12 protein-coding genes are annotated in these 16,285 nt (G+C 59.0%); 8 read left to right on the top strand and 4 right to left on the bottom strand.

Annotated features, from left to right (window positions below):
- The first annotated feature begins 129 nt into the window (after nucleotides 1-129).
- The 8 genes from CLH62_RS10045 to CLH62_RS10010 all read left to right on the top strand — a co-directional run bounded on the left by CLH62_RS10045 (nucleotide 130) and on the right by CLH62_RS10010 (nucleotide 9,442).
- Entirely contained in the window at nucleotides 130-840 is a 711-nt protein-coding gene (locus tag CLH62_RS10045) for a thermostable hemolysin (RefSeq protein WP_211285724.1), read from the top strand.
- On the top strand, nucleotides 824-3,010 hold the full coding sequence (locus CLH62_RS10040; protein WP_099618024.1) for an AMP-binding protein: 2,187 nt from the start codon (nucleotides 824-826) through the stop codon (nucleotides 3,008-3,010). The genes CLH62_RS10045 and CLH62_RS10040 overlap by 17 nt, the downstream gene beginning before the upstream one ends.
- Nucleotides 2,997-3,779: an SDR family oxidoreductase gene (locus CLH62_RS10035; protein ID WP_099618023.1), complete on the top strand. Its 783-nt coding sequence runs from the start codon at nucleotides 2,997-2,999 to the stop codon at nucleotides 3,777-3,779. The genes CLH62_RS10040 and CLH62_RS10035 overlap by 14 nt, the downstream gene beginning before the upstream one ends.
- A complete protein-coding gene (locus tag CLH62_RS10030) occupies nucleotides 3,776-4,396 on the top strand; it encodes a tetratricopeptide repeat protein (RefSeq protein ID WP_099618022.1) in 621 nt (206 codons plus the stop codon). Before CLH62_RS10035 ends, CLH62_RS10030 begins: the two co-directional genes overlap by 4 nt.
- A 96-nt stretch (nucleotides 4,397-4,492) precedes the next feature.
- Complete coding sequence (locus CLH62_RS10025) at nucleotides 4,493-6,007, top strand: diguanylate cyclase (RefSeq protein ID WP_099618021.1); 1,515 nt, start codon at nucleotides 4,493-4,495, stop codon at nucleotides 6,005-6,007.
- 85 nt (nucleotides 6,008-6,092) lie between these two features.
- Nucleotides 6,093-6,959 (top strand): MBL fold metallo-hydrolase, encoded by an 867-nt coding sequence (locus CLH62_RS10020; RefSeq protein ID WP_099618020.1) that lies wholly within the window; start codon nucleotides 6,093-6,095, stop codon nucleotides 6,957-6,959.
- An 8-nt stretch (nucleotides 6,960-6,967) separates the two neighbouring features.
- The gene (locus CLH62_RS10015) at nucleotides 6,968-8,701 is read left to right on the top strand and encodes a SulP family inorganic anion transporter (protein WP_099618019.1); all 1,734 of its coding nucleotides are present in this window, start codon (nucleotides 6,968-6,970) and stop codon (nucleotides 8,699-8,701) included.
- An 81-nt stretch (nucleotides 8,702-8,782) separates the two neighbouring features.
- Nucleotides 8,783-9,442: an energy-coupling factor ABC transporter permease gene (locus CLH62_RS10010; protein WP_099618018.1), complete on the top strand. Its 660-nt coding sequence runs from the start codon at nucleotides 8,783-8,785 to the stop codon at nucleotides 9,440-9,442.
- Between the two features lie 12 nt (nucleotides 9,443-9,454).
- Here CLH62_RS10010 and CLH62_RS10005 read toward each other — a convergent pair whose 3' ends face one another.
- The 4 genes from CLH62_RS10005 to CLH62_RS09990 all read right to left on the bottom strand — a co-directional run bounded on the left by CLH62_RS10005 (nucleotide 9,455) and on the right by CLH62_RS09990 (nucleotide 16,284).
- Nucleotides 9,455-11,587, bottom strand: a complete 2,133-nt coding sequence (locus tag CLH62_RS10005; protein ID WP_099618017.1) for a GGDEF and EAL domain-containing protein — start codon at nucleotides 11,585-11,587, stop codon at nucleotides 9,455-9,457.
- 255 nt (nucleotides 11,588-11,842) lie between these two features.
- Nucleotides 11,843-12,376 (bottom strand): response regulator transcription factor, encoded by a 534-nt coding sequence (locus CLH62_RS10000; RefSeq protein WP_099618016.1) that lies wholly within the window; start codon nucleotides 12,374-12,376, stop codon nucleotides 11,843-11,845.
- On the bottom strand, nucleotides 12,373-13,644 hold the full coding sequence (locus tag CLH62_RS09995) for a sensor histidine kinase (RefSeq protein ID WP_099618015.1): 1,272 nt from the start codon (nucleotides 13,642-13,644) through the stop codon (nucleotides 12,373-12,375). Before CLH62_RS09995 ends, CLH62_RS10000 begins: the two co-directional genes overlap by 4 nt.
- A 63-nt stretch (nucleotides 13,645-13,707) precedes the next feature.
- Nucleotides 13,708-16,284 (bottom strand): PEP/pyruvate-binding domain-containing protein, encoded by a 2,577-nt coding sequence (locus CLH62_RS09990; protein ID WP_099618014.1) that lies wholly within the window; start codon nucleotides 16,282-16,284, stop codon nucleotides 13,708-13,710.
- Nucleotide 16,285 lies beyond the last annotated feature (1 nt).

The raw sequence follows: 16,285 nt of genomic DNA, 5'->3' as shown, positions 1-16,285 counted from the left end.
AGGCCGGCTTAAGAAATCTATGGCTCGGGCTTAAGGCTCGATTAAGCCTCGCTCTCTATTCTGGCAGTCATCACCAAAGGGCATCGCGCCCTGACGCTGTTGGCCCTGATGCTGTTGGAGAGAGCGCCCATGACTGACCCGCTAACGATGTCCACCTGCTGCCTCCCGGATGGGCGGGATGTGGTCCCGGTTATCCGTTGTGCCGGTCGATGGTTCAGTCAGATTGCTCCAGAGACGGCCATGGCCGATACCGTTGCGGGCTTTATCCGCCGGCGGTTTTTGCAGGCTTACGGTGCTGATCCAGCCTTGCGGATTCCGGAGCTTCTGGCCCTGACCACCGCACAGGGCACCCTGCTGGCGGCGGTTGGAGTCAGGAATGCCAGCCAGGAGAGACTGTTTCTGGAGGATTATCTGGCTGTTCCGGTGGAAGCCGTGATGCCGGTCCCGGGTGTTGAGCGCCAAAAGGTTGCGGAGATTGCCCACCTGGCCGGCGTTGAAGCCGGTGTCAGCCGTTATCTGTTCGCCTCCCTGTCGGTCTGGCTGGACAGTGCCGGTTATGACTGGGTGGTGTGCACCGGCACTGATCAACTGCGCAACAGCTTCCATCGCTTGGGGATTGCCACTCAGGTCCTGGGCGATGCCGACCCTGCCCGGCTTCCTGACGGCGGTGCCGGATGGGGCCGGTACTACGATCATCACCCGGTGGTGATGGCGATCAAGGTGTCAGATGGGCTTGCCGCTCTTCGCCAGGCGGGCCTTTTGCGGTTTATTCAGCCGGTTGCTTCGGCTGTTGATGGCGGAGATGAGGTTCAGGAGGGTGCTTATGGCCGCCTTGCCTGAACTGCTCCAGCGCCAGGCGCTGGCTCACCCTTCCGACATTGCCCTGAAGGGGCCGGATTCGGAAATCAGTTATAGCCAGATGATGCAGGCTGCCGAAGCTCTGGCCGACCAGTTGCGACGGTTGGGAGTCGAACGTGTTGGTCTGTGCGGAGACAATTCCCTGGCCTGGATTCTGGCCGATCTCGCCTGCCTGCTGGCAGAGGTGGTGTGTGTCCCCGTGCCGGTTTTTTTCTCGAAATCCCAGGCCTCGCATCTGATCGAACGGGCCAGCCTCGACTGCCTGCTGTCCGGTGAGCAGGGTACCGGCAGTGAGCATCTGGGCCATGGTGTCTGGCTCCGGCATCTGCCGGTGACCGGAGCCGGGGCCTGGATGCCCGAAACCACCGCCAAGATTACTTTCACCTCCGGCAGCACCGGCACGCCCAAAGGCGTGTGCCTGTCCTCGGCTCAGATGACTTCAACCACACTGGCCCTGAAAGATCGGCTGGCGGGCGTACAGCTGCAACAGCACCTGTGCATCCTGCCGCTGGCCACGCTGCTGGAGAATATTGCGGGGGTGTACCTGCCCCTGTTGATGGGCGCCACAGTCACCGTGGCGCCCCTGCAGAGCCTGGGGATGACCGGCAGCAGCGGTCTTGACCTCGGCCGCCTGGTAGCGGGCATTAACCAGAGCCAGCCGCAGTCATTGATTCTGGTGCCGGAGTTGGCCCTGGCGCTGGTGGCGGCCGCCGAACAGGGCCAGCTGGAAAGCCAGTCGTTCCGGTTCCTTGCCGTTGGCGGTGGCCGGGTGTCTCCGGAGCTGCTGGCCCGCGGCCGTGCTGTCGGACTGCCGCTCTACGAGGGCTACGGCCTGTCGGAATGCAGTTCCGTGGTCGCCCTCAACGTACCCGGTGATGAATGCAAAGGCACCGTTGGCAAGCCGCTTCCCCACGTTGAAGTGATGGTGGGCCCGGACCACCACATTCTGGTCCGTGGCAATACCCATCTGGGCTATCTGGGCGATGAACCCGAAGGTGACGAGTGGCTGGATACCGGGGATCTGGGGTGTCTCAGTCCCGAAGGATTTCTGACGGTGAATGGCCGTGCCAAGAATCTTCTGATTACCAGTTTCGGCCGCAACATCAGCCCGGAATGGCTGGAGAGCGAGCTGATCCAGGCCCTGGGTGCCCAGCAGGCGGTGGTATTTGGCGACGGTGAGCCCAACCCCAGCGCGCTGGTGGTGATCCGGGATGGCCGTTCGCCGGACCAGTTACGTTCAGCGCTGACTGAACTCAATGCCGGACTGCCTGACTATGCCCGGTTGGAAGCACTCTACATTCGCCGGCAGCTCCTGACCCAGGCCGCCGGCCATCTGACCACGAACGGCAGGCCGGTACGCCACTGTATCCAGGCCGACCTTCCGACACTGATTTCGGACAGTTTTCAGATTTTCATCAACTTATCGGTTGCTGGTTCAACCTCATCCAACATGCCAGGAGAATTTCACATGGCTTTTTTTGACAGATTACAGCAGGAAACAGCAGAAGCCCGGGCGCACGTCACCGGCGCGCCGGTGGTCAAGGCGATTGCCGAGGGGCGTTTCAGTCTTGAGGCCTACACCTGGTTTCTGACCCAGGCCTTCCACCACGTCAAGCACACGGTTCCTCTGATGATGGCCTGCGGTGCCCGATTGCCTGAGCGGATGGAATTCGTCCGCAAGGCGCTGGTTGAGTACATCGACGAGGAGTATGGCCACCACGAGTGGATCCTGAATGATCTGGAAGCCTGCGGCGCCGACAAGGATCAGATTCGCACCGGCAAGCCGGACCTGTCCATCGAGCTCATGGTGTCGTACCTCTATGACCAGATTAACCGGGGCAATCCTGCGGCGTTCTTCGGGATGGTTCAGGTGCTTGAAGGCACGTCCATCGAACTGGCCACCCCGCTGGGCGAGCAGATCCAGAAGCTCCTTGGCCTTCCTGATGAGGCATTCAGCTACCTGTATTCCCATGGTGCCCTGGACCAGGAACACTTCGAGTTTTTCCGCAATCTGATGAATGACGTCACAGACCCGGACGACCAGCAGGCCATCATTGATGCTGCCCGCGTGGTTTACCGGCTCTATGGCGACATGTTGCACAACATACCGCTGCCGGCCAGCCGAAAGGAGCGGAATCATGAGGCTGCATGACCGGGTGTTCCTCCTGTTAGGTGGCACCGGAGGTATTGGCAAGGCGCTGGTGGATCCACTGGTGCGTGCCGGATCGAGGGTGATTGTAGCTTCCCGGCATCCGGAAAAGATCGGACACCGGGAAGGGGTGTCCGTGGTACATCTGGATCTGGCTGCCGCTGACCTCGACCAGCAGTTGCTGCGGTTGAGTGAAGCCTATCCGGATATTGACGGGGTGATCCACTGTGCCGGCCAGAATCGCTTCGCAGGACTCCCGGCCATGGCTGTCAGTGAACTGGACGCCCAGATCACCGTGAATCTTCGCTCTGCCATGCTGGTGGCCAGACATTTTACGCCCATATTCCAGAAGTCAGGGAGTGGTGCTCTGGTGTTTGTCGGGTCCACCTTCGGCAGTATAGGTTTCCCCGGCTATACCGCTTACTGCGCCACGAAATTCGGCCTTCGTGGCTTCACCGAGGCACTGCGCCGGGAGCTGGCGGATACCGCCGTTCAGGTGGTTTACGTGGCGCCCCGGGCCACCGCTACGGAAATGAATCCGGAGGAAGTGAACGAGCTTAACCGGGCCCTTGGCAACAGCGTCGATACACCGGAGTCGGTGGCATCCCAGATTCTGGAAGCCATGGAGAATGATGACCGCCGCCGGTTCCTTGGCTGGCCGGAGAAACTGTTCGTGGTCCTCAACGGAGTGCTCCCGCGCATTGTCGATAAAGCCATGCTCAAGCAACTGCCGATCATCCGGCGTTTTCTCAATTCAGGAGTATTGTCATGAAGTGGATGGTTCTGATGATGGCCTGGGTGGTCGCCACGCCACTCTGGGCCGCGGATCTCGAGACCGAACTGGCGGGAATTCAACAACGCTGGGCGGAAATTCAGTATCAGCTGCCGGAAAACCAGCGCGAAAAGGCCTTCGAGGGCCTCGCGACCGAGGTTGAAGCGTTTGTCGCCCGGTACCCCGATCGTGCTGAACCCCTGATCTGGCAGGGCATTGTGCTGAGCACCTACGCCGGCGCCAAGGGCGGACTCGGGGCCCTCGGGCTGGTCAAGGACGCCCGCAAATCATTGGAAGCCGCGCTGGCCATAGATGATGGTGCTCTCGACGGCTCTGCCTATACATCCCTCGGCAGTCTCTACTATCAGGTGCCCGGCTGGCCCCTGGGCTTCGGCGATGATGACAAAGCCCGGAGCTACCTCCGAAAGGCGCTGGCCATCAATCCGGACGGCATAGATGCCAATTATTTCTTCGGTGATTTTCTGCTGGACCAGGGTGAGCCTGAGCGTGCTCAAACGTACCTTCAAAAAGTTCTGCAAGCGCCCGGCAGGCCCGGTCGGGATGTTGCGGATGCCGGTCGCCGTAAAGAAGCCAAAGAGCGTCTGGACGCGCTCTGATCAGCGTGCTCCGACGGGGTTAGCCGCTTCTGTCAGGGTGGACTACACTTCTCTTACAAGATGAGGTGAACCCTCTATCAGGGAGACGTGCCGCCCATGGCGAACAGGTCCAATAACGGGCAGCAAGCCGTCATGTCTGCCCGGTTTTTCCAGAAGCTGGCTTCGGGCGTTCCTGGTGTCCTGTTTACCTATTGGCTGAGTGCTGACAGGCAGTCCCACCGCTACCCCTTCGTCAGCAATCAGGTGCAGACGCTATTTGGTGCCGATCCCTCGGTGCTGAATGAAAACGCCGATTCCGTGTTTTCGATGATACACCCCGATGATGCTGGTGCCGTCGTGGACAGCATTCAGGAATCGGCGCGCACTCTCAAACCCTGGCGCTATCGGGCCCGCCTTAAACTGAAAACTGGCAATTACGAATGGTTCGAGGCCCATTCCGAACCTGAACGCCAGCCCGATGGCAGCACCATCTGGTACGGGCAGTTTCACAATATCCAGCATTACAAGGAACTGGAGCAGAGCCTGCGCGATAGTGAAGCTGAGTTTTCGTTTCAGGCAGGTTTCCAGAAACTCATCGCCCGTCTCTCCACAGAGTTCATTAACCTTGGTTTCGGCACCATTGATCAGTGCATTGACGAACTCCTGACGTCCATCGGTGAATTCTTCGAGGTGGACCGCGCCTACCTGTACGGATTCTCTGAAGATTACTCAGTCATGATCAATACCCATGAGTGGTGCAGGGAGGGCGTGCCGGCCCTGATCGACACCCAGCAAGAGGTACCGATCGAAGATTTTCACTGGTGGCATGAACAGATCGACGGCATGGTGGCCGGCAACCGGGTGGTGTTTATTGAAGATGTGGACCGCTTGCCCCACGAAGCGGCAACTGAACGGGCACTGTTGCAGGAGCAGGGTGTGTCATCACTGTTTTGTGTGCCGATTCGGGTACGGGGCAAGGTAACCGGTTTTTTTGGTGTGGATTCCTTGCGCCGCCGTACCTGGCGTGAGGATCAGGCGGATTTGCTGATTATTGTTTCCGGCTTGCTGTCCGGGGCTCTTGAGCGTCATCGGCTGGAGGAAGAGCTGCTCAACCAGTCGATCCGGGACCCGCTGACCGGGCTGCATAACCGTCGGTACCTGATGCCAAGGCTGGACGAGATGTTGGGCCGGAGTAATCGGCGCGGTGAGAAATTTGCCCTGGCCATGTTCGATATTGACCACTTCAAGCGGATCAATGATTCCATCGGGCACCTCGGAGGCGACTATATCCTTCAGCGGTTTGCCGATATTCTGCTTCGCCAGACCCGATCCATGGATGTTGTATCGCGCTTTGGCGGAGAGGAGTTCATCGTTGTGTTCAGCGCTGTGGAACAAGGCGATGTACCTCAACTGGTGCTCAGGATCCTCGAAGCCGTCCATGATGAAAGGTTCGTGTTTGATGAACAGGCCATAGCCGTGACTGTCAGCGCTGGGGTGGCTGGAATTGATGAGTTCGCTGATAGCCCGGCAACCCCGGATGCCCTGATATCCCTGGCAGACCACCGGCTATACCTGGCCAAGCAGGCGGGCAGGGGCTGCCTGGTTGATGCATCAGGGACATTGCGGATATAAGAAAAGATCATTTCACCTCATATTACAAAATAGTATATCCTTAGAATCAAATCTCGAGATATCTAATCCGATAGAGGTGACAGTCATGAGCAACCCGATCGTTCAGCATTTCTTTGATGAACCCACCAATACCTTCAGTTATGTGGTGCGGGACCCGGAAAGCCAGGCCTGTGCCATTCTCGATTCGGTCCTGGATTTTGATTATGCCGCCGGCACTACCGATGTCCGGTCTGCTGACGAGATTATTGAGTTTATTCGCAGTAACGATCTGAAGGTTGAGTGGATTCTGGAGACCCACGTCCATGCCGACCACCTTTCTGCGGCGCCCTACCTGCATGAAAAACTGGGTGGCAAAACCGGTATTGGCGCGCATATCCGCGACGTTCAGGAGATTTTCGGCAAGGCGTTCAACGCCGGTACTGAATTCCAGCGCGACGGCAGCCAGTTTGACCAGCTTTTCCGCGACGGAGACACCTTTGCCATTGGCGGCCTTGAAGGGCGGGTATTGCACACGCCCGGTCATACACCTGCCTGCCTGACTTATGTCATTGGTGATGCCGCCTTTGTCGGCGATACCCTGTTCATGCCGGATTATGGCACTGCCCGTTGCGATTTCCCCGGTGGCGATGCTCGCGTTCTTTACCAGTCTATCCAGAAGGTGCTGTCGCTGCCCGGAGAAACCCGGATCTTCCTGTGCCACGATTACAAGGCGCCGGGGCGTGATGAATACCAGCACATGACCACTGTGGCTGAAGAGCGTAAAACCAACATCCATGTTCATGAGGGCATTTCCGAGGAAGAGTTTGTGAAAATGCGGACCGAGAGGGACGCGACTCTGGAAATGCCCCGGCTGATTCTGCCGTCGGTGCAGGTCAATATGCGGGCAGGGCACATGCCACCTGCCGAAGACAATGGGCAGGTTTACCTGAAAGTACCAATTAACCTGTTCTGAGATTCCCGATGAATCTTAAACGCTATTTGCCCATCCTTGATTGGGCACCAAAGTACGGGCACAGTCAGGCCACCAGCGATCTGGTGGCCGCGGTCATCGTGACCGTGATGCTGATTCCCCAGTCACTGGCTTATGCCCTGCTGGCGGGTTTGCCTGCCCAGGTGGGTTTGTACGCCAGTATCTTGCCCCTGGTGATCTACGCCGTGTTTGGCACCAGCCGCACCTTGTCCGTAGGACCGGTGGCGGTGGCTTCCCTGATGACAGCGGCTGCCCTGGCGCCGCTGGCGGAAGCAGGTACTCCGGAATACGTTGCCGGTGCGGTTCTGCTGGCGGTCATGTCGGGCCTGATGCTGACGCTGATGGGTATTTTACGGCTGGGCTTTCTGGCCAATTTCCTCAGCCATCCGGTGATTTCAGGCTTTATCACTGCCTCCGGAATTGTAATCGCTGCCAGCCAGTTCAAGCATATTTTCGGGATCCAGGCTTCCGGTCATAACCTGCTGGAAATTGGCCAATCGCTGTTCCTGTCGATTGGCGATACCAATCTGGCCACCCTGTCCGTTGGCGCCGGGGCGTTGTTGTTCCTGGTACTGGCACGCAAGCGCCTGAAGCCACTTCTTATGGGAGTGGGCCTGGCTCCGAGAACGGCGGATATACTGACCAAAACCGCCCCCATTCTGGCGGTTCTGGTGACCACCCTGGTGGCCTGGCAGTTCCAGCTTGATTCCCAGGGTGTGCGGCTGGTGGGTGATGTTCCCCGGGGGTTGCCGGAGCTGGCCTTGCCCAGCCTGGACATGGGGCTGTGGCAGCAGCTGGCGGTCAGCGCCCTGCTGATCAGCGTGGTCGGTTTTGTGGAATCGGTCTCTGTCGGTCAGACCCTGGCCGCCAAGCGCCGCCAGAGAATCGATCCTGACCAGGAACTGATTGGTCTGGGCACCGCTAACCTGGGTGCCGGATTTTCAGGCGGGATGCCGGTGACCGGTGGTTTCTCCCGCTCAGTAGTCAACTTTGATGCCGGGGCCGAAACGCCGGCCGCGGGCGCCTATGCGGCGGTGGGTATTGCCCTGGCAACCCTGTTCCTGACGCCAGCCATCGCGTATCTGCCCCAGGCGACTCTGGCGGCAACCATCATTGTCGCCGTCTCCACCCTGATCGACTTTCCGGCTCTGGGCCGCACCTGGCGTTACTCCCGGACGGATTTCGGTGCCATGCTTGCGACTATCGTGCTGACCCTGGTGCACAGTGTCGAGGCGGGCATCATTGCGGGTGTGGCCTTGTCCATCGGCCTGTTCCTTTATCGCACCAGCCGTCCCCACAGTGCGGTGGTTGGCCGGGTGCCCGGCACCGAGCATTTCCGGAATGTGCTCCGCCACGACGTGGAGCTGTGCCCCAAGGTCACCTTCCTGAGAGTGGATGAAAGCCTCTACTTCGCCAACGCCCGTTTCCTGGAGGAAACCGTGATGGATCTGCTGACCCGGGAACCGGAACTGAAAGACCTGGTGTTGGTGTGTCCGGCGGTCAACCTGGTGGACGCCTCGGCGCTGGAAAGCCTTGAAACCATCAATGAGCGCCTGAAAGATGCCGGGGTCCGATTGCATCTGTCCGAGGTCAAAGGGCCGGTGATGGACAGGCTGAAGGGCACGGAACTGCTTTCCCATCTGGGTGGCGAGGTATATTTGAGCACCTACGAAGCCTGGCAGCGTCTGACCGACCTTGGCAAGCTCGAAAGACAGATTGCCTGATTAATCAGGGACCGCTTGCGCCGGGGGTGGGGCCGGCCGTTATGATGTCATTCCCGACCTGGCTTCTGCGGTATTTTCGCTATGGGCATGACAGAAAACCTGCTATCGACCAGCCAGTGGATCATCACCCTTCTGGTTTTCCTGGTGATTCTGGTACAGGCATTGCGTTCGATTGACTGGCAGGCGCTCCGCAAGGATAGCGCTCTCCAGCATTCATTTTTCGGGGCGGCCGTGGTGCTGGGGTTTGTCTGGCAGCTGCGGGCGGGAATATCCCCCGGCCTGGCCATTCATATTTTCGGTATCACCGTCATAACGTTGATGCTGGGATGGGCTCTGGCGGTTCTTTCGGGGCTGCTGGCCCTGGTGATTACAGTGATTACCGGCCGAGAACCGTTGCTGATGTTTGCCGCCAACGGCCTGGTTACGGTGATGGTGCCGGCACTTGTCAGCCACTGGATCATGCTTTGGGAGCGTGGGCGGAATTTCCGGAATTTTTTCGCCTACATCTTTTTCTGCGGCTTTTTCGGCGCGGGCATTTCGGTGGCCGCTGCCGGCATCGTTATGTGCCTGATGCTATGGACCAGCGGCGTCTATACCCTTGATGAGCTGGTGCATGAATACCTGCGCTATCTCCCTCTGTTCATGATTCCGGAGGGTTTTGTGAATGGCACCTTCGTGACCGGTCTTATGGTGTTTCACCCCGATCGGCTGACGACACTCGATCAGAGGCGTTACCGATAAGGCCGTTATGGCTCAGATGCCTTCTCCGGACGCCAGAACCGGACTGAGCGCATCCCCGTGTTTGCCAGACTCCAGCCGTTCCTGCCACTGACGTGCCCAGCCCAGAACCTCGCTGGCGGGCATCGGACGGGCGATGCCATAGCCTTGCACAAAGTTGCAGCCCATGTGCCTGAGCGCCCGGGCATGCTCCATGGTTTCGACACCTTCTGCCAATACCGGGTGGGCGAAGCGTTGGGCCAGGAATATCACACTTTCCACAATGGCGTGGTCGTTGGCATCCTCGAGCATGTTCCGCACAAAACTCTGATCAATCTTGATGATGTCAACCGGCAGCGTGCGCAGGTAGGTGAGCGAAGAGAATCCGGTGCCGAAGTCATCCAGGGCAACCTGCAAGCCAAGGGTCTGGCATCGGGCCAGGACATTGCTCGCTCGCTTGGTATCTTCAAGGGCTGTTGATTCCAGCACTTCCAGGGTGATTTGCCCCGGATTCACCTCTGGATGGCTGTAGAGGTAACTTTCCAGATAATCGGCAAAACTCCGGTCCATCAGGTGTGGCGCGCTGATATTGATGCTGACAGCCAGATCTTCACCCGCTTCCTTCCAGGCGTGCATCTGATGAATGGCCTCCTTGAGCACCCACTGGCCCAGCGGGACTTCCAGATGACTGTTCTCGACGATGGGAAGGAACTCGCCAGGAGAGACCAGGCCCTTTGCGGGATGATTCCACCGGATCAGCGCCTCGAAGCCAAGCAACTGGCAATCAGTGATCCGGATCTGGGGCTGGAAATACAGCTCGAACTCCTCGTTTTCCAGGGCCCGGGTAATCTCCATCAGCTGATTCCGGCGATTCCGGCGATGCTCATCGAGGCCGGGGTCGAAGAAATGATACTGATTACGACCCTTTTCTTTCGCTGAGTACATGGCCTGGTCGGCGTGGCGGATCAGACCTTCGGCGTCTGCCCCGTCTTCCGGATAGCGGGTGATGCCCAGGCTCGCCGTCAGGGTAACGCTCTGGTCGCCCACTGGAACCGGATCGCCAATGGTGGCAAGAATACGCTGATAGACCGCGTCGTGGTTGTCGTCACCCTGCAGTAGCAGAACAAATTCGTCACCGCCGATCCTGGCCACGGTGTCGCCACTGCGCAATGCCCGGGTCAGTCGTTCAGACAGGGTTCGCAGTGTCCGGTCTCCGGCCGCATGCCCCAGCCGGTCATTGATGGCCTTGAAGCCGTCCAGGTCCAGGTAGCAGATCGAAAGGCTGCGACGTTGCCGGTCCGCATGTTTGCGGGCCGTGCGCAGGCGCTCTTCCAGGAGTTGTCTGTTCGGCAGCCCGGTCAGGTCATCGTAGTTGGCCGCCCGGTCCAGTTCCCTTGCGTGGTTCTTGAGGGCGGTAATATCGGAAAACGCCGCCACGTGGTAGAACTGCCCGGGCTCCTCCAGGTGAACACGGCTTATGGAGAGTAGTTCAATGTATTCCTCGCCGTTCTTCCGGCGGTTCCAGATTTCACCGCGCCAGTGGTCGGTTTTTTCAATCGACTGCCACATGGACCGGTAGTATTCCCCGGAATGCCGACCGGAACTGAGAATGGCGGGGTTGAGTCCCAGCACTTCGTCCCGGGCGTAGCCGGTAATCCGTGAAAATGCCGGATTTACATCCAGGATTCGATTCGACTGATCGGAGATCATGATGGCTTCATGACTGCGGTCAAATACGCTGGCAGCGATGCGCAGGCCGCGTTCGCTGTTCTTCCGGTCTGAAATATTGTTCTGGATGGCAATGAAGCCGGGCGCAATCCCTTGCTCACCGCCAATCGGGACGCAATAGGTATGAACCCAGTAAGGTGTGCCGCTCTTGGTGTAGTGAAGGATATCCTCTTCGATCACTTCACCACAGTGCAGCTTCTGGTTAATGCGCTTTACGGTTTCGGAGTCAGTGTTTTGTCCGTAAAGGATCTCCCTCGGGAAGCGCCCCCGGATTTCAGTCAGCGAATAACCGGTGTGTTGCTCAAAGCTGGGATTGACCCACTCGATACGTCCCGCTTCATCAAGCATGACCAGCAGGTTCGGTGTAGCTGATGCAACCAGGGCAAGGCGATTCGGGTCTATGTTTGAGGGAGGGTGTATCCTGGTCGGGGTTTTGGGCATGAGAGTCGTTTCTGTAATTCCGGCTGAAAAATTTACGAACTCTCCTCCCTGTGAGACCTGTGGCCAGTTTAGCAGCTGAGCTGATTTTAACCGTCCGTAATTTGCGTAACGGACTGGAAGTTCAGCCAGGCTTTATCCGGATTCTGCAATTGGTTGCGATGTAGAGGCATGCTACCGGAATGACACCGGAAAACCATGGGTGAATGGTCGAAGAAAATTGATGGATGTCAGTTTTTTCCCAGATTGTGTTTATGTTTACTGGCGCCAGCGCGAATGTTTCTGCAATTTCCGTTGCAGGGTCCGGCGATGCATGTTCAGGGCTCGGGCCGTGGCGGAGACATTGCCGTCGTTGTCATTGAGTATCCGCTGAATGTGTTCCCACTCCATTTCCTCCACCGAGGGTGGCGCATTCCGGAGGTCTGGCAGACCATCGAGCGGTTCAAACCCCGCCAGCAGCTGATTGACCGTCACCGGCTTGCACAGGTAGTTCACAGCACCCCGGCGCATGGCCTCGACGGCGGTAGCGATGCTGCCGTAACCGGTCAGTACGAGGACCTCCAGATCCGGACTCATGTCCAGCAGTTCCGGCAACAGTTGCAGACCGCTTTCACCCGCGAGGTTCAGGTCCAGAACGCAACGGTGAACGTTGCCAGCCACCAGTGCCTCTCTGGCCTCCTGGCGGCTCCGGGCCAGTCGGGATTCAATGCCCTGCCGACTCAGGGAACGCTGAAGTACCTGCAGGAAGGCGTCGTCGTCATCAATAAGCAGCCAGGCCCGGTGTTCGCTCACGTACTTCTCCCTTGATACCTGTTGCTATCCGTTGCGATCGGCAGATCAATAATCATGGTGGTACCCTCGGCGGTAACCCGGGCTTTCAGGGTGCCCCCGAGCCGCTGAATAGTTGCATTAGAAAGGAACAAGCCAACCCCGAGGCCATTTTCCGAACTCACAACCTGTTCGCCAAGAGCGCCCGCAAGGGTAGACTCCAGGCCATCACCGTGGTCCTCAACAATCATTTCCAGCCGCCCCCCGATTCCCTCTCGGGCGCTGATGGCAACCCAGGACGGGCTGGCGGTTACCGCGTTGGCAAGCAGGTTCAGGACTGCCTGATCAAGCGTGGCATCCACTGCCACCTGGCAGCCGGGAAATGGTTGTCGCCATTCAATAGCTGCACCGGGCCACAGCAGGGTGGAGGACTCACGCAACCGCATGATCCAGTCCCGGGCGGTCAGGGTTTCAAGTTGTGAGGTTTTGGCCTGCATGGCTGCCGTGGACAGTTGCTGCAGATGCCCGCTGCATAGCCCCAGCTGTTTTTCCATCAGTGAAAGGTCGTCCGCAAGATAGCTTTCCCCAGTCACTGTGGACTTCATCTCCTCCACCAGCAGGGTCATGGTATTCAGCGGTGTGCCCAACCGATGGGCTATGGCGGCAGCGGAAAGCCCCAGGGCGATGATTTGTTCATCCCGCAACCGTGTTTCCCTTATTTCTGCCAGCTGGGACTGCTGCTGGCGGAGACGGCGGGCGAGCGCGCCCACAACGAGAAGCAGAATGGCTGCGGTAATGGCAAAGGTTACCCACATGCCCACCAGATGCAACTGTGCCAGATTGGCGCTGTGGTGTTCGTGGGTAAGCGGCGTATGCCAGAGCACCAGGAAGGTGTAGATCGATACCCCGGCAACGGTTACCGCGATGCTCTGGCCCAGGGGCACCAGGATGATAGCCACGGCAATAGGCAGGAGCAATAAGGAGACGAGAGGGTTGGTGTAACCACCGGTCAGGTACAGCCAGGCGCCGATCAGCAGCAGGTCAAGGGTCAGAACCAGGGTGACCGCTGCAGTGGAGCGAGGTGGACGCCGGGTAAACCAGAGCCAGCTCAGTGTTGCCGCAACCGCATAGGTGAGGCATACAATCAGGGCCTCGGCCCGGTGCGCCAGTGTCACCATTGTTTCGGCAACGGCAATTGTCATCAGTTGAAGAACGACAAGCGTCAGCCGCATCCCCAGCAGGTAGCGGGCAGCCTGTTGAAAACCGGTCTGTGAGTGGGTGAGCCATTCCATGGCCCGGATTCTAGCAGCAGTCGCCGGGAATCGGTGGGAAATTGCGTGTCTGATTGCCGGGCGTCAATCCGGGAAGTAACAGACCAGTTGTTGGCGGACGATATCACCCCGCAACTGAAGTGGCCGGCCAGTGAGATCATGAACACGGACCGCAGCGCAGGGCGAAGGCGTCTGCGCTACTGGAGTCGACACTTCAGTGAGATGCTCCGGATAGTACTGGCAATGGTCGGTTTCAGGAAACAGGGCGGCGTAGGCGATGCCGGTTTCCACCAGATCCTGGAAGAAGTGTGAGCCATAGGACAGGTCCGGCACCATGTGGCCGGCTTTCTCCGACACTTCCACCAGAGCGGCTATACCGGCAATGTCTGAAAATCGCACGGGAACGCCCAGTTCCGGGCTGCTGGTTCCCCATCGACCGGGACCGATCAGCAGGACTGGGGTATTGGCGGATTTGACTTGTTCACTCACCAGCCGGGCGACCTCATAACGCTCGCTGGTATTGAGTCCGGCGTAAACGGCTGCATCCACACGGAGCACCCTCTGGATGGCCAGGTTAATGTTGCCGCCCATAAAGTGACCCTCTGTGCGGAACAGAATCCTGTCTTCCGGCAACTTGTCCGGAATGTTCACCGGGCCGGTTTCGCCCACGGTGGTCAGCGGTCGGCATTGCACGAGGTTGAAGGACGGGTCGCCCTGTTCATCCAGGTGCAGGGTGAACTCCACATCCACCGGATGACGGTAGCCGGCCTCAAGGGTTTGTAATAGGTTGGAAAGCCTTGAAATGAAGGCCCCCTTTTGCACCAGTGGCCGGAAGGTCAGGCGCCAGACCGGGCCTTCCAGCCCGATCTGTTCAGCCCGTGTGGTGGCCGCCCGGTCCACTTCCGCCAGGTGTGTCATGGGCAGATCGGTGGTGTTTTCCAACAGCTGGCTAAGGGGCCGGGTGTCCAGCGTGCCATCCTCCAGGTCCAGCAGGTCTACCAGGTGCTGGGAGAATCGGTAGGATTCGTCCTGGTTGCGAAAGGGTTGCCGGGTGGGTTGGTCCAGGGCCATGACGCAGGCATGATCACCCTCAATCCGGTCGACTGCCCGGGTGCCCAGCCCCATGACCAGTCGCACCATGCCGGCTTTCGGATCCATGGTGCTGTCCCAGGCAAATGTATTGCGGGAAACACCCACGCCCGCCGCATCCGGCAGGTAGTAGCGGCCATGAAAACGGCCATTGACCCGCTGGATCAGCAGGGCCATCGGCTCCTCTCGCTGGTCCAGCCCCCGCTGTTTGCGGTAGCGTAGGGCATCATCGCTCATAGATGAGGCATAGACCTCACGAATGGCATCTTCCAGAGCCGCCAGCCGGTGTTCCGGCGCGCCCTGGTTAACCAGAAACACGCTCTCATATTTCCCGGCGAAGGCATTGCCGAATCCATCTTCCTGCAGACTTGATGAGCGCACCAGGATGGGGTACTGGCCGTAATGATCGAGCAGTCGTGCAAGCTCGGCACGGATTTCATCGGGGAACTGGCCTGTCAGTATGCCTTTTCTCAGTGCCGGAGCCTCTGTCAGGTAACCGGCTTCTGAGCGCTGGCGCATGATCGCCGGCCAAAGCCCATTGTGAACCAGAAAGGCGTAGTAGGCATCGGTGCCGAGATAGCTGGAGTCGTGGGGTTCCAGGTACTGTTGCCACAGTTCCGGGGCTTCCTTCAGCAGCAGGTTCCGGGCAATCAGCATCCCGGTGGCCTTGCCGCCGATATAACCGCTGCCGATCATGCGGCTGCGGATACCCAGCAGGTCTTCCAGTGACAAATAGCGCCGTGCCAGTTCCAGAATCTGCGGGTCCCGGCTGATCAGTACCTGCAACACCTGCGCCTGCAGGTCGGCAATGCAGCCTTTATCCTGTTCGGAAAGCGCCCGGCTGGCCTCCTGGAACAGTCGATCCCAGTAATCCAGCAGTGGCTGGCGGTGCAGGTGTTCAAGTTCCAGGCTGGCCTGCAGGCGGGTGGCGTCACTGCTGTCGGTGATCGGCTGGAACTGGCCGTTCTGCTCCCGGTGAGGCAGGAACATGGTGGGCGATTGGCGGCGCCAGGCCTTGATGGGATGAATCTGGACGTTGGCGCCGTAGCGGTGTACGTCGATCATTACCTGGGTGGTCTCTCGGATGCGATCCAGGGTCATGCGGGAGTGCCGGTCCGGATGCAGGGCAAACCAGGCCACGGTATCCAGTTCAAACAGGAATGGACAAACCACCCGAAAGAAATTGCCCACCATGGCGTCGGTGGCCCAGGCATTCAGCAGTTCGCTGAGGCTGTCGCACACGTAGAATGCGCCTCGCCCATGCTGCTCAATCAGGTGCCATACCCGGCTGGTGAAACTCTCGAAGCCACCGAGGGCGTCGATCTCGATAGTGCGAACGGCGTGATGCTGTTCAATGATCGGGGGGTGTTCGCCAAAGCGAAGATAGATGATCTGCCGGCCAGCATCGGCGGCGGCGTCCAGAAAGGGATGCACGAACCGGCGATAGTCTTCGAGGTCGGAAACACGCCAGACCACATTGTCGCCGATTCGCAGGCCATCAAGAACCTCATCCAGCCCGGTCAGCCCAGTGGATACCCGGTCTTCAGGGTTGAGAGGCTCCTGGCTGGCCATG

The sequence above is a fragment of the Marinobacter guineae genome (assembly GCF_002744735.1).
In the GTDB taxonomy this organism is placed as follows: domain Bacteria; phylum Pseudomonadota; class Gammaproteobacteria; order Pseudomonadales; family Oleiphilaceae; genus Marinobacter; species Marinobacter guineae.
This window is presented reverse-complemented; position numbering and strand designations above follow the sequence as displayed.